This is a genomic window from Natronorubrum sulfidifaciens JCM 14089, assembly GCF_000337735.1.
Taxonomy (GTDB): Archaea; Halobacteriota; Halobacteria; order Halobacteriales; family Natrialbaceae; genus Natronorubrum; species Natronorubrum sulfidifaciens.
Genome location: NZ_AOHX01000037.1, coordinates 210,889 through 224,226, shown reverse-complemented (window position 1 = coordinate 224,226; position 13,338 = coordinate 210,889). Strand labels below are relative to the sequence as shown.

Annotated in this window: 11 protein-coding genes; 2 read left to right on the top strand and 9 right to left on the bottom strand. The window is 61.4% G+C overall.

Annotation, left to right across the window (positions count from 1 at the left end; translation table 11 throughout):
• Nucleotides 1-4: 4 nt before the first annotated feature.
• From C495_RS09440 to C495_RS09410, 7 genes are all read right to left on the bottom strand, one after another.
• Nucleotides 5-541, bottom strand: coding sequence for a DUF5815 family protein (locus C495_RS09440; protein ID WP_008162279.1), 537 nt, complete (start codon nucleotides 539-541; stop codon nucleotides 5-7).
• Nucleotides 542-663: 122 nt separating this feature from the next.
• Nucleotides 664-1,536: an ABC transporter permease subunit gene (locus C495_RS09435; RefSeq protein WP_008162278.1), complete on the bottom strand. Its 873-nt coding sequence runs from the start codon at nucleotides 1,534-1,536 to the stop codon at nucleotides 664-666.
• Nucleotides 1,533-2,450 (bottom strand): ABC transporter ATP-binding protein, encoded by a 918-nt coding sequence (locus C495_RS09430; RefSeq protein WP_008162276.1) that lies wholly within the window; start codon nucleotides 2,448-2,450, stop codon nucleotides 1,533-1,535. The genes C495_RS09435 and C495_RS09430 overlap by 4 nt, the downstream gene beginning before the upstream one ends.
• Nucleotides 2,451-2,811: 361 nt before the next feature.
• The gene (locus tag C495_RS09425; RefSeq protein ID WP_008162274.1) at nucleotides 2,812-3,711 is read right to left on the bottom strand and encodes an ArsR/SmtB family transcription factor; all 900 of its coding nucleotides are present in this window, start codon (nucleotides 3,709-3,711) and stop codon (nucleotides 2,812-2,814) included.
• Nucleotides 3,712-3,827: 116 nt separating this feature from the next.
• Nucleotides 3,828-4,238 (bottom strand): DUF7124 domain-containing protein, encoded by a 411-nt coding sequence (locus C495_RS09420; protein WP_008162273.1) that lies wholly within the window; start codon nucleotides 4,236-4,238, stop codon nucleotides 3,828-3,830.
• Nucleotides 4,239-4,319: 81 nt separating this feature from the next.
• Nucleotides 4,320-4,547 (bottom strand): hypothetical protein, encoded by a 228-nt coding sequence (locus C495_RS09415; RefSeq protein WP_008162271.1) that lies wholly within the window; start codon nucleotides 4,545-4,547, stop codon nucleotides 4,320-4,322.
• A gap of 292 nt (nucleotides 4,548-4,839) precedes the next feature.
• Entirely contained in the window at nucleotides 4,840-6,078 is a 1,239-nt protein-coding gene (locus C495_RS09410; protein WP_008162268.1) for an NAD(P)/FAD-dependent oxidoreductase, read from the bottom strand.
• Between the two features lie 263 nt (nucleotides 6,079-6,341).
• Between C495_RS09410 and C495_RS09405 the strand changes: the two genes are divergently transcribed.
• Entirely contained in the window at nucleotides 6,342-6,938 is a 597-nt protein-coding gene (locus C495_RS09405; RefSeq protein ID WP_008162266.1) for a DUF6149 family protein, read from the top strand.
• A 69-nt stretch (nucleotides 6,939-7,007) separates the two neighbouring features.
• On the opposite strand, the gene C495_RS09400 is transcribed toward C495_RS09405, so the two are convergent.
• Nucleotides 7,008-8,393 (bottom strand): ABC transporter substrate-binding protein, encoded by a 1,386-nt coding sequence (locus C495_RS09400; protein WP_008162264.1) that lies wholly within the window; start codon nucleotides 8,391-8,393, stop codon nucleotides 7,008-7,010.
• 168 nt (nucleotides 8,394-8,561) lie between these two features.
• A complete protein-coding gene (locus C495_RS09395; RefSeq protein ID WP_049890243.1) occupies nucleotides 8,562-9,854 on the bottom strand; it encodes an ABC transporter substrate-binding protein in 1,293 nt (430 codons plus the stop codon).
• Nucleotides 9,855-10,089: 235 nt separating this feature from the next.
• On the opposite strand from C495_RS09395, the gene C495_RS09390 reads away from it, so the two are divergent.
• Entirely contained in the window at nucleotides 10,090-13,329 is a 3,240-nt protein-coding gene (locus tag C495_RS09390; protein ID WP_083902470.1) for a methyl-accepting chemotaxis protein, read from the top strand.
• The last annotated feature ends 9 nt before the right edge of the window (nucleotides 13,330-13,338 follow it).

The window sequence follows — 13,338 nt, the reverse complement described above, 5'->3', positions numbered from 1 at the left end:
GGGTTCAGAGCGCGCGGTCGTGTTCGCTCTCGAAATCGCGCTGGCTGCGGTACTGCTCGACGAACTCGCTAACGTCGAACTCGAGCATCTGTGACTCGAAGTCGGTGACGGCAGTGTCGTCGTCGGCGTGGCTGATCGCGTGTTCCATGAGTTCGACGACGAGTTCGACGATGATCTCGTGGAGTCGCCGGGCGTCGAAATCGGTGACCCACACCATCGTGTAGCCGACGCCGCCCTCGTTGCTGCCGTCATAGGAGACGACCTTGTCGGGGAACTCCTCTAAGACGACGCCCATCAGGTGGGGTGTGCCGAACTCGTCGAACTCGTCGTCGGTCTCGATCGTCTCCTGCAGGACGACCACGAGCGATTCGGGGAAAAACCGGGATGGCGGATGCACGTCAGTGACGACGGCGTGTGTGTCGCCACACCCGCAGGTGTACTCGCGCATCCCGAGGTCGATCTCGTGTGGATCGATCGTCGTCCCACAGGGTAACTCGAGCGTCCGATCGCCGCCGGAACCCGGTACGCGGGGCTGTGCCATTGGCCACCGTTGGGCTGGACCGGCAATAAGGGCGGCGACTTGGGAGGTCGGCCGCCGCGTCGAGTGGTTATACTGCCAGACGACCGTCAGTAACTGCCCGATCGCGTCTCACGGCTCGCGTATTAGAAGTCCGCCTTGTTGAACAGTGAGTAGCCGACGACGACCGAGACGAGCAGCCAACCGGTGAGGATAACGAGCCCGACCTCGGGGGACGTGTAGAACGGCTCGGCCTCGGCGGCCGTTACCTCGACGCCGGCACCGGCCTGAGCCGGATCAGCGCCGACCGTTTCGGCGAGATCGGGCAACAGTGCGACGACCGCCGAGAAGTACGCCGCCGAGGGCGAGACCTGCATCACGGGATAGATCCAGTCGGGAATCGCCGTCGGAAGCGAAAACCCTTCGACGACGTAGAGGACCCCCATCGGGATCACGTCCCAGAGCAGTTCGAAGACGACGAAGAAGCCAAGCGCAAGCGTTGTGGCGCGTGACGTCGACCCCGTCGTCGCCGATATACCGACGACGATCGACGCGTAGACCGCCGTAAACGCGAGCGTAGCGAGGACGAACACCAGTACTGCGAGGACATCGAGGTCGCCGAGTAACACGGCACCGAATCCGAGGCCGACGATGAGCCCAACGCCGAGGCCGAACGCGAGGACGGCGGCTCGACCGACGACTTTCCCGACGAAAACCTGTCCACGCGTCGTCGGCAGAGAGAGCAACAGCTTGATGCTCCCGAGTTCGCGCTCGCCAGCGAGCGATTTGTAGCAGACGACGATCGATGCCAGCGGGACGAACAGGCCAACCAGCCCGATCGTGAAGAAGATCAGCCCGCCGAACGTTGCGCCACCCGGCGTGCCGAACATCTCGGGCAGTTCGACGTATGCGTACGTAGAAATGACCGAAAGGAGCACGAAGACGGCCACGAGCGCCCACAGCGCCCGCGATTGGACGGCATCCCGGAAATCCTTCTTCGCGACGGTGAACCACGTCATGCTTCGACCTCCTTCCCTTCGTTCGTGTAGCGGACGAACAGATCCTCGAGCGACGATTCGACGACCGAGAAGTCCTGCACCGCGGCCACCTCGTCGATGGCGTGTAAGACGGCGAACTTCGAGACGCCGTCGACGGCCACCCGCAGGCGGCCGTCGTCGATCGCCGCGGCCCCGACGCCCTCGAGTCCCCGGACTCGCTCAAGGACACGCTCGTCGAGCGTCGAGACGTAGACGTACAGCGTTTCGCCGATCTCCGTCGCGTCCCGAAGGCCGTCGATCGTATCGACGGCGACGAGGTGGCCGCCATCGATGATCGCGACGCGGTCACAGACCGCTTCGACTTGCTCCATGATGTGACTCGAGAAGAAGACGGTCGTTCCGCGTTCGTTCTCCTGTCGGATGATCTCGCGCATCTCGCGGGCCCCGTTCGGATCGAGTCCAGTCGAGGGCTCGTCCAAGACGAGCAGGTCGGGGTCGCCGACCAGCGCCATGGCGAGCACCAGTCGCTGGCGCATCCCCTTCGAGTAGCCACCTGCTTTCCGGTCGGCGGCGTCGGCGACCCGGACGCGCTCGAGCAACGCCTCGGGGTCGTCGTCGACGCCTTTCATCTCGATGGCGAACTCGACGTGCTGGCGGCCGGTCAGGCGGTCGTAGACGTGGTAAGCGTCGGGGAGCACGCCGGTTCGGCTCCGGACCGTTTCGCCCTCGGTCTGGGCATCGTGGCCGAGGACGGTCACAGTGCCCTCGGTCGGGCGGATGAAATCAAGGAGCATGTCGATCGTCGTCGACTTCCCAGCCCCGTTCGGGCCCAGAAAGCCGAAGATTTCGCCCTCCGTGACCGTCAGATCGAGGCCGTCGACGGCGACGACGTCGCCGAACCGTTTCGTCACCCCCTCGAGTTCAATCGCAGGCATACTTGCCCCCCTGAAGTGCAGTCACAGTAGACGATGAAATGGAATGCATGGAGTACGCATAAGCGGCAGAGACAATAAGTATTGTCGTATATATTATATATTGGCAGCGAGACTACTCAAAGATATTTGAGCCGGGACTGATACGGATTGCTGTCCCTGTGTCCTGCCGATCGCCAGCACAGGTCGGCAAATCGGGAGTCAGTGACGACAGTAACCCGTATGAAACACGACTTGGCGGCGTCGATCGACGCTCATACTGTCGGACGGAAGTCAGTAAGAAGTCGATCGCGAATTCGCGGCCGTCACTCTCGGGACGGCCGCAGTAGAGCGATCGATCTTCGAATAGTTCTGTCCGACAGTATCAGTAATCGACAGTCGGAATGGGGGTGACTCGAAACGAGTCGTCGATCGCGAGCCGGAGCGTTTCGTCATCAACCGTGATCTCGACCACCGCCTCGAGCGGAGCAGTGCTCGCGACGTCGGTCGTGATCGTCTCCGTGACGATGAACTCGAAGAACTCCCAGAGCGGCGTCTCGAGCATCGAGATGCCGTGGCCCCACAAAAACCCCACCGCGGCGGGGTGAAACGCTGCCGTCACCTCGAGGGGCATATGAACCATAAACCGACACTCACGACACGTGTGTGCGAGCGTGTACGCCGTGACGTCGTCGTGGTCGTGCGCGTCGACGGCGGTATCGACCACGCCGTAACACTCGGGACAGACATCCCCGCGAACCAGCGTGTACGTGCTCCAGATGCGGTACCCGACGCTGTCGACGACGGCCTGCGGGGACCGATTTCGCGTCTGGCTCCGCGGTAAGTGATCGACCAGCAGCGGCGTCTCGCAGTCGCGACACCGAACGACGAACCGCTCCTCGTCGACCGTTGCAACAAGCGAGTCGCCACCGCAAAACACACAGCATCCACCGACGGCGACGTCGTCGAACGCGGGGGTACTCTCGTAGAGTCCGGAGCAGATCGTCCGCACGATTTTGTCGCCACCGTAGGTCAACCGATACCCCTCGGGCGTCTCAGCGATAAACCAGCCGAGTAGCTGCTCGAGGTGGTAAGAAAACTGTGACGTACTCGCGATGTCGACGGCATCGTAGAGTTCCGTAAACGACATCGTCAGCCACTGCTCCTGACGTTCCCACTGTGCATCGGCGAGTGCGAGAAGAATCTCGAGTCGACTGCGGTTGCCGAGCGAGCTGAGTGCATCGACGATCTCGTCGTCGATCTGCGGGTCGGGTGCTGGACTCATTGTCGGACGATGCGATGGGGGCTGTCTGCGTGCATCGCTCGAGAGAGATTCGTCACTCGAGCGGACAAGCGGTCGATTCGCGGTGCGCGCCGGCTGCGAAGTCGGTTTTCGTGCCGTTAGGGCCAGTCGTCCCGAACCGGCTCGGGATCGTCGTCCTCGCTTTCGACGTTCGTCGCGAGAATCCAGTCTGCAGCCTCGGCGGCGTCTTCGACGGCGAGATACTCCCAGTCGACGTCGTCGGCCAACTGTTCGTCGTCGTCACTCGAGCCAACGAAGACGTATCGGTCGGTGTCGAACTGGCCTTTGACGCCCTCGAGACTTTCGGCTTTCCCGCGCGGGCCGGAGAAGAAATCCTGCCGGATGCGGTTCTTTCGGGTGAAGTTCGTCACGACGTAGGTCGGCTTTTCGGAGACGACGCCGATGTACTCGGTCCAGCCTCTGGCGTCTTCGAAGACGGTCTCGGGGGAGGCGAGTGCTTTCAGCGCCTCGAGTTCAAACGCGAGGGTCATGTCGCTGCCGCCGTTCATACGCTATCGAAGACGTGCGTGGGGGAAAACGGCTTCGATACTTCCGACAGCCGACCGGAGTCGGACTCGAGTGACGTGTCGTTACATCAGATCGACTCTGTAGTACTCGGGACCAACGATGATATCGCCGGCGTTGAGTCCGATTTCGGCGGTCGTGATCGGTCGGTTCCCCTCGAGTGCCGTATAAAACGTGTCCAGTGTCTCCGACTCGAGTTGGTCGACGTGGCGGACGGTCGCGTCCGCGCTAACGGACTCGATTCGCGTGAGTTTGAGCGACGAACCTCGGAGTTCACTGGTTGCCATGTGCATTGGTACCAAATGTCTGTATCATACTTAACAGTTGTGCCTCCGGAAAAACGAGAGTTACCGGCCGAAATTACTCTCGAGCGATCCTCGAACGTAATATTTCGGTACTCTCGGCGGGTGAGGGTGTCGGCTGTTCGTCCATCACGGCCGTTCGGCCGCTGGTCGCACTCGAGTGACAGCGAAAGCCACTGCAAACGTCTCACGGGATCAATTGTCGCCGAGTAGCGCGTGGGCCACTGACGATTCGACTCGAGGCGGTCGTCTGGCGCAAAAAAACCTGCGTCGGTCGTTGTCGTTACTGCTCCTGTGTCGGGGCGAGCTCGTCGAGGTCGACGGACGGCTCGAGCAGGACCTCTTTCTGGTCGGCGACGACGCGCTGTTCGCGCATCAGCTGTTTGAACGCGGTCTGTGGCGAGAGGTCGCCGATGAGGACGCCGCCGACGATCTTGCCGTCTTTGAACGCGATACGACGCCACTCGGTGTCGCTGTACTTGCGTTCGGCGTAGTCGTCGCCAAGCGTCGGGTGACCGAACGACAGGAACGGGAAGTCGAAGTGGGTGATCGAGTACGAGGACACCCACTCGAACTGCTCGGCTTCGTCGTCTGCGGCCATGTTGACAGCAGCGATGCGACCCTGTTCTTTCGCCGAGCCCCACGAGCCGTTCTGAGCCTGCTCGCCCAGCAACACGTCGTAAAAGCGCGTGAGGTCACCGGCAGCGTAGACGTCGTCGACGTTCGTCTGCATGAACTCGTCGACGATGAGTCCGTTCTCCTCCTCGAGGCCGGCTCCACGGAGGAACTCGGTGTTAAAGGAGAGACCGATCGCGACGCCGGCGAAGTCACACTCGTAGCGCTCGTCGTTGGGGTCGACGGCAGCCGTGACGTGACCGTCGTCGTCGGTCTCGAAGTGGTCGACGCCGCTGTCGAAGACAGGTTCGACGCCGACATCGCGCATTCCCTCGTGCATGATCTCGGCACCGTCGGCCGAGAGCGCGTAGCGCCACCAGCGGTCGCCGCGCATCAGGTAGTTGGCCTCGATCCCCTGTGCCCCACAGACGGCCGCGAAGTCGATGCCGAGTAGGCCAGCACCGACGATGACGCCCGTATCCGACTGTTCGGCGTGCTCGCGGATGCCACGGGCGTCTTCGAACGTCCAGAAGTGGTGGATGCCGTCGGCGTCGCTGTTGTCGACCGGCAGTTGGGTCGGCGTTCCGCCCGTCGCGACGAGCAGCTTGTCGTACTCGAGGTCGCCGCTGTCGTGAGTGTGGACGACCTTCGCGTCGGTGTCGACGCTCGTGACGTGGGTGTTGAGCGAGAGGTCGATGTCGCGTTCCTCGTACCACCCTTCGTCGTGGATCGAGATCGGCGCTTCGGGGAGTTTCCCTTTGGCGTGTTCTTTGATCAGAATGCGGTTATACAGTGGCTCCCCCTCATCGGTAATAACGGTAATCTGCGCGTCCGGGTCTTTCTCCCGGAGGGTCTCGGCAGCCGAGCTGCCAGAGATTCCGTCACCGATGATCACGTACTGGGTCATACTATCATCGTTCGTAATACGGGTTAAAGTGGATTGCTATCTCGTCTATTTTCCCAGCCAAATCGAACCCACCCCCACAGTCGCACACCGATTTCGGCAATCGATGGTCGTGGACCGACTAAAGAGGACTATTTTCGAGATATTTTTCGAGATTGTACGATTCGAGCGGCACCACCGACCACACTGGTTCCGACATCGGGTGGCCGCCCACACCTGCGTTGTTTGCCGAACCGTTCTTTAGGCCGCTGTCCATAGACGAGGCCATGAAACTGCGCCAGAACGCTCGCCACTTCGCGTCGCGGAAAGCTCTCGAGACGCCAGTCGTCCGCTCGGTCGCAACGGCCGGACTCGTTCGCCTACACACGAAGGTCTTTCTCGGAAAAGCCGACCCGGACCGGAGAGACGAGCGCAAGGACCACCTCGACGGGCTCTTCGATGCGACCATCGATACCTACCTGCGAGCGTTGCAGGACGGCTACTCCGAGGCCGAAGCCCGCGAAATTACCCACATTCAGGCGAACTTCGACTTCTACAACCACGGCTGGACCGAGATGATGGAGTTTCCAGCCGACGAACTCGAGGCCCACTACGAGCGGTATGCGGAGTTCTTCGAGACGTGGGAGATCACGATCGACGACCCGCTCGGGCAGTTCGCGCCGCCGGCGGGGCTTCCCGAAGCCCCATCGACGCCGGAACGCCTTGAGAATCCCGAGCACCCCCACGCAGAGGGCGGGTTCGCCGACGACGTCTACGTCGAAACCGAAGACGGTGAGCTCATCGTTGGTGGGCAAGACGCTCCTGACGACCCCGACGTCTCGAAAGCCGTCGGTGTGAGCGACGAGGAAGTCGACGACCAGTAACGGCGTGTGCGTTGTGTCAACTGTGGACGAGCGTGTGACTCGAGGTCGAGTCAAGTACAGCGGGTCCGTTCAGAGCCAGTCTGGGTCGGTGTACTCAGCCGTCGCCTCGCTTTCGGGCCAGATAATCTCCTGTGTCCCCTCGCCGGTTTCGTCTGCCTGCCACTGGAAGTAGATCGGCTGCTGGGTGTCCTCGCCGTAGACGATGTCGTGGGTGTGGCCGTACGCTCTGCCCTCAGCCTGGTGGTCCTGCCCGTAAAACTCGAGCGTCCCGGTCGTTCCGGTAAAGGACGCGGCCTCGAGTTCCGGAACGAGATCGTCGGAATCGACGGTTCCGGCCTCGGCCGCTTTCTCGGCGAAGAGTTTGATTCCGTCGTAGGTGTGGTAGCCGGTGTAGACCGGATTCGCACCGTCGAACATCTCCTGGTAGTGGTTGATGAAGTCCTGTGTCTTCGAGGTGGTCGTACTCTGGGCTGTTGCACTGTTGTAACTGACACCGTACTCGGCCAGCGCCGCGTCGGTCTGTGGATGGCGGGCCTGCTCGTAGTAGGCTGGCAACTGCATCGGGACGTGAATCCCGCCGAACGCGAACGGTCGCTGGGGTGCCGCCCAGTCGGCCAGCGCCTCGTTTCCGGTGTGTGCTGCCGTAATGAACGCCACGTCAGCGTCGGCGTCTTCCACGCGGTCGTAGATGTCGGAGAAGTCGTCCGTTGCCGGCGGATACCGCTCTTCCATGACGATGTCGACGCCAGTTTCTGCGAGGTGTTCCTGATAGATGTCCCACGGCTCTTCCGTCCAACTGTAATCCTCGGCGAGGAGCGCAACGGATTCCCACCCAATCTCCGCGGCCATGTCGTCCATGAAGTCGATCTGAGATCGACCGAGATCGTAGTCGTTGATTGGACCGACGCGGAAGTGATACTTGTACTGGTCGTACGACTCGTTGACCAGCCGGCTGGCTTCCGTCGTCGCCGCCCCGGAGGTGAGATGGATCGTCTCCTGCTCGGCGATATCGTCGATAACACCCATGAGCGCCTCGCTCGCGAAAATGCCGACCGTTACGTCTGCCCCCTCCTCGAGAACGAGTCGCTGGTACTGGCGACGGGCCTCGAGTGGGCTGCCGTTCGTGTCACCGACGGCCAACTCGACGTCTCGGCCGTTGATGCCGCCGTCGTCGTTGAGTTCTGCAACGGCGACAGTCGCCGCGCGAACGATCGACCGGCCGACGTAGTCGCTGTCCGGGTTCGGCGCTAAGACGCCAATCGTGACTGGTTCAGCAGCATCGTCATCGCTGCTTCCGGCGATCGTGTCGTAGGAGTCGAGACAGCCAGCGACCGAGAGGCCGGCCGCAACGCCGGTCGTCGCCTTGAGCAGTCGGCGGCGATTCAGTGTTCGTTGCTGCCTTCCACGGTTTCCTGCTTTCCCCACCGTCGTTTCCCAACGCTCGAGATCGGTCATATTGACAGTCATTTAGACGTAGATAGCTTAGTGTTTGTGGGTACATATCAAAAATTATATTTTTGATTCGTATACGCATACGCGCGACCGGCGGTTGCGCCACCATCATCTCGCACCGCCGCCTCGAGAGGGGCAACCGAAACGGGAACTAACGGTCGCGTCGACAGATCAGTTCGGAGCGATATACTCGCTGGTTGCGTGCTCGTCGGGCCAGATAATTTCCTGGACGCCATCACCGTCGTCGGTCGGTTGCCACTGGAAGCAGTGCATCTGGTCTTTGTAGTACCTGAAGTCGTGTGGATACGACTCCTCGAGGCCTTCGAACTCGACCGTCCCGACCGTTCCGGAAAACGAGACGTCCTCGAGTGCGGCCACCAGTTCGTCGGCATCCAGCGTCCCGGTCTGTTCGACAACGTGTGCAAACAGCGTGATCGCATCGTAGGTGTGATAGCCCGTATAGACGGGGTTCGGGCCCTCGTAGGTGTCCTGATACGCCGTGATAAACGCCTCGGTGGAGCCACCGAACGAACTCTGTGCGGTCGCAGTGGTCAGCCCGAAGCCGTAGGCACACGCCCCGTTCGTCTGTTCGTAGTACACTGGCAGCTGCATCGGGACGTGGATGCCACCGAACGCGAACGGGCGTTGGTTGAGCGCCCAGTCCCGGACCGTCTCGTTTCCGGTGTGTGCAGTCGTCATAATGGCGGCATCAGCGCCGTGGTCCTGTACCTCATCGTAGACACCAGAGAAGTCGTCCATCGCCGGCGGATACCGCTGTTCCATGACGACATCGAGGCCCAGCTCCGGCAGTCGGGTCTGGTAGACGTCCCACGGCTCTTTCGTCCACTCGTAGTCCTCTGCCAGTAGCGCAACGGACTCCCAGCCGACCTCGGCGGCCATATCGTCAAGAAAATCGACCTGTCCCTGTCCGAGGTGGTGGTCGTTCGGTGGGCCGACCCGGAAATGGTACTTGTACCGGTCGTAATCCGCGGCGATACGCTCGCTTGGGGTCGTCGTAGCCGCCCCGGAGGTGAGATGGATCGTCTCCTGCTCGGCGATATCGTCGAGGATGTTGACGAGCGATGGACTGTCGAACACGCCAACCGTCACGTCGGCAGCCTCCTCGAGGACGAGTCGCTGGTACTGGCGGCGCGTCTCGAGTGGATTCCCGTTCGTGTTTCCGACGGCCAACTCGACGTGTCGGCCGTTGATACCGCCGCCGTCGTTGAGTTCGTCAACCGCGAGCGCGGCACTTCGCTGCATGGACCGGCCCACATAGTTGCTGTCGGGCTTCGGGGCGAGCAGTCCGATCGTGATCGATTCGTCGTCGTCAGTGTCGGCTCCAACAACGGACTCGGCAGAGTCGAGACAGCCCCCGAGGGCGAGTCCGGCTACCCCACCGGTGGTCGCTGTGAGAAGGCGACGACGGGACATCGAACTCCGTGACGATGTGTTCTCACTCATCAAGTAAACTCACCTACCGTATACTGTTTAATATTTGTGACTGTTCTAATAGTCGATACATTCGGTCGTAGAATCAGCCGAATCCGACGTACGAACTATCCACTCGAGCGAGCGAACGGTGTCGTCCTGATACCGAACGTCACGACCACAGCAGGGCGTTCCCGTCGTCCGGTTATCACTTCCGATAACTGTGGAACACCATTTATGTAGGGACACTCAGATCCGTACTATATCTATGGACGTCCTTCGACGACTGGTACCATCAGCTATCCGCCGCAGATATGCGGTCAAGTTCGGAATCGTACTATTGATACTTGGGTTGGGTGTTGGGATGGTCGGCTTCGTCGCAACCGCTGGCATCACTGGACAGGTCGAAGAGCGTGTCCAGAACGACCACACGTCGATCGCCAGCCAGGAAGCACAGAATCTCCAGATGTGGAACGAACAGAATGAACACACGATTGGGGTGATCGCCTGGTCAGAAGTCGTTGCCAGTGACGACTCGGCAGCGATCGAAGATCGGTTCCTCAACTGGCAGGAACACCTCGATGCGGACACCTTCGCGATTAGCTACGTCGACACCACCGATGAAACGGTGCTTGCAAGCACCGACAGCGACGTGCGTGGCGCTTCAGCAGAGCAGATCGAAGGCGTCCCACTCGAGGCCTACGATGATGCGACGAGCGACGTGCCGTGGGTCTCGAGTCCGTACACGGTCGATCGTGAGTTGGGCGACGACAACGTCGCCGTCATGAGCTACGTCCTCTCCGTTCCCGGCGAAGACGACAGAGCGATCGTCTACACGGCTGAACTCGAGGCGTACGCGAACCGCCTCGACGACGATGCAGGTGTGACGACGATGGTCCTCGACGGAAACAACGAGGTCTTGCTCGACAATGCCGGATACGGTGACGACCACGAGACACTCGGGCTTGCGTACAGTGAGTCCATCGTTGGAGACATCGTCGAGCCGGCACGAACTGAGGGGGCCGGCACCCATCAGATCGCCGGCTCCGCGTTGAGCTTCGACACGACGGCCTACGACTTCGGCAGCGACGATTACGTCGTCAGCTCCGCACGTGTGCTCGGAACCGATTGGGTCGTCGTTACACACGAACCCGAAAGTCAGGCCTACGGGTTCGTCAACACCGTCAACGACTGGGGATACATCGCGACGCTGATCGGCGTCCTCCTGATCGGGCTGATCGGTGCCGTGCTCGGCCGAAACACGGCCGTCTCGATCGACCGTCTCACCGATAAAGCGAGCCAGATGGAGGAAGGCAATCTCGACGTCGACTTAGAGACCAAACGCGTCGACAACATCGGCCGACTCTACGATGGCTTCGACTCGATGCGCGCCGCCTTGCGCGAACAGATCGAAGCGGCCGAAACGGCCCGCAAAGAGGCCGAACACGAGCGCGAACGGGTCGAAGAGATCAATGAGCATCTCGAGGCGAAAGCCGGAGAGTACTGCAGCGTCATGGGTGACGCTGCTGACGGCGATCTCACGGCTCGTGCAGACACCGACAGCGAGAACGAAGTGATGGCACAGATCGGTGAGGACTTCAACCAGATGCTCGAGGAGATCGAGCAAACCGTCGCCGAACTCAATCGGTTCGCAACCGACGTTGCGACCGCCTCCGAGCAGGTTACGGCCTCGAGCGAAGAGGTTCGCTCGGCGTCCGAACAGGTCACCGAGTCGGTCCAGGAGATCTCCGACGGCGCCGAACGACAGAACCAGTCGCTACAGTCGGCCAACCAAGAGATGAGCGGCCTCTCGACGACGACCGAAGAGATCGCCGCCTCGTCGAACGAAGTCGCCGATATCGCCGAGCGGACGGTCAACACCGGCGAAGACGGACAGGAGGCTGCCCACGCAGCGATCGCTGCGATGGACGAGATCGAAACCGAAGCAGGCGGTGCCGTCGACGAGATCCGCCGTCTCGAGGCGGAAGTTCAGCAGATCGACGAACTGCTCGCGACGATTTCCGAGATTGCGCGCCAGACCAACATGCTGGCACTGAACGCCAACATCGAGGCCTCTCGGTCCGCCGGTGGCAGCGACGACGAAGGCTTCTCCGTCGTTGCAAAAGAGGTCAAGGCCCTTTCCGAAGACGTCGCAAAAGCGGCCGACGAAGCCGAAGATCGCCTCGAGGCGATCCGTAACCGGACCGAACAGTCCGCCGCCGAGGTCGAAGGGACCAGCGACCAGATCGAGAACGCAGGCGAACAGGTCGAGGCAGTTGTCGACGCCTTAGAAGAGATCGTCGACCTCGCCGAAGAGACGAACATCGGCGTGCAGGAAATCTCGGCGGCAACCGAAGAACAGGCCGCATCGACTCAGGAAGTCGTCGCGATGGTTGATGACGCAGCGACTATCTCCGAGGAGACGACCGCCGAGTCCGAAAACGTTGCCGCCGCCGCGGAGGAACAGACGACTGCACTGACGGAAGTGACGAAGTCCGCATCGAACCTCTCCGGACAGGCCACACAGCTGTCCGCGGGACTCGACCGCTTCGAGACCGATGTCGACCGATCGGACCTCGAGATGGACTTCGAGATGCCGGACGATGACGACGGCCCCGGATCGGCCGCATTGGCGTTCGACACCGGCTCGGAACTCGATGAGTCGGACGAGAGCCACACCGACGGCATCACACTCGACTCCGGGACACTGGAGACGGACACGGAGTCGGCTGACGGGATGGGATCACTCGAGTCCGCATCGATGACGACCGACACCGAATCGGTGTCCGACGCTGCAGTCGACACACGAAACGAGCCCGAGACTGACGTCGGTGAAACGGACGAGCCAGCCACCGAACTCGGTGCCGAGGAGATTCTCGGAATCGACAACGAAGCCGACACGGCTGCCGAATCCGAGGCGTCAGAACCGACCTCGGACGAGTCAGCCAGCGCCGGCACGGACACCGCCACCGAGCTATTCGGAGACGCTGACCCGCTCGGTGGAACCGATCCGTTCGCAGCCGACTCGACCGACTCACTCGAGGAGGCTGCACAGTCGCTCGAGGAGGGTGAAGAGACGGACGAAAACACCGCCAGTACGTCGTCTGAAGAGGCTGCACAGCCACTCGGTCCAGTCGGAGATGTGGACGACTCGAGCGAAGACGACGTGACAGAATCGTCCACGGACACCGCACAGCCACTCGGCCCAGTCGGGGATGCGGATGACTCGAGCGAAGACGACGTGACAGAACCGTCCACGGACACCGCACAGCCACTTGGTCCAGTCGGGGATGTGGACGACTCGAGCGAAGACGACGTGACAGAATCGTCCACGGACACCGCACAGCCACTCGGTCCAGTCGGGGATGTGGATGAGACGGATGAAGACGACGATCAGCCGTCACTCGAGTCCGATGCAGACGGCGACTCAGAACGAGCCGACGAGGACGCTGACGAAGCCGACGACGACGCTGACGACGTGTTCACGTTCGGTAACACCGACGAGTGAGGCGGCTTC

What these genes read in the sequence shown, in the direction of transcription:
- C495_RS09425 (WP_008162274.1), bottom strand. Translation starts at nt 3,711, where the DNA reads ATGAGTCCAGCACCCGACCCGCAGATCGACGACGAGATCGTCGATGCA.
- C495_RS09390 (WP_083902470.1), top strand. Translation starts at nt 10,090, where the DNA reads ATGGACGTCCTTCGACGACTGGTACCATCAGCTATCCGCCGCAGATAT.
- C495_RS09415 (WP_008162271.1), bottom strand. Translation starts at nt 4,547, where the DNA reads ATGCACATGGCAACCAGTGAACTCCGAGGTTCGTCGCTCAAACTCACG.
- C495_RS09410 (WP_008162268.1), bottom strand. Translation starts at nt 6,078, where the DNA reads ATGACCCAGTACGTGATCATCGGTGACGGAATCTCTGGCAGCTCGGCT.
- C495_RS09430 (WP_008162276.1), bottom strand. Translation starts at nt 2,450, where the DNA reads ATGCCTGCGATTGAACTCGAGGGGGTGACGAAACGGTTCGGCGACGTC.
- C495_RS09400 (WP_008162264.1), bottom strand. Translation starts at nt 8,393, where the DNA reads ATGACCGATCTCGAGCGTTGGGAAACGACGGTGGGGAAAGCAGGAAAC.
- C495_RS09435 (WP_008162278.1), bottom strand. Translation starts at nt 1,536, where the DNA reads ATGACGTGGTTCACCGTCGCGAAGAAGGATTTCCGGGATGCCGTCCAA.
- C495_RS09405 (WP_008162266.1), top strand. Translation starts at nt 6,342, where the DNA reads ATGAAACTGCGCCAGAACGCTCGCCACTTCGCGTCGCGGAAAGCTCTC.
- C495_RS09395 (WP_049890243.1), bottom strand. Translation starts at nt 9,854, where the DNA reads ATGAGTGAGAACACATCGTCACGGAGTTCGATGTCCCGTCGTCGCCTT.
- C495_RS09440 (WP_008162279.1), bottom strand. Translation starts at nt 541, where the DNA reads ATGGCACAGCCCCGCGTACCGGGTTCCGGCGGCGATCGGACGCTCGAG.
- C495_RS09420 (WP_008162273.1), bottom strand. Translation starts at nt 4,238, where the DNA reads ATGAACGGCGGCAGCGACATGACCCTCGCGTTTGAACTCGAGGCGCTG.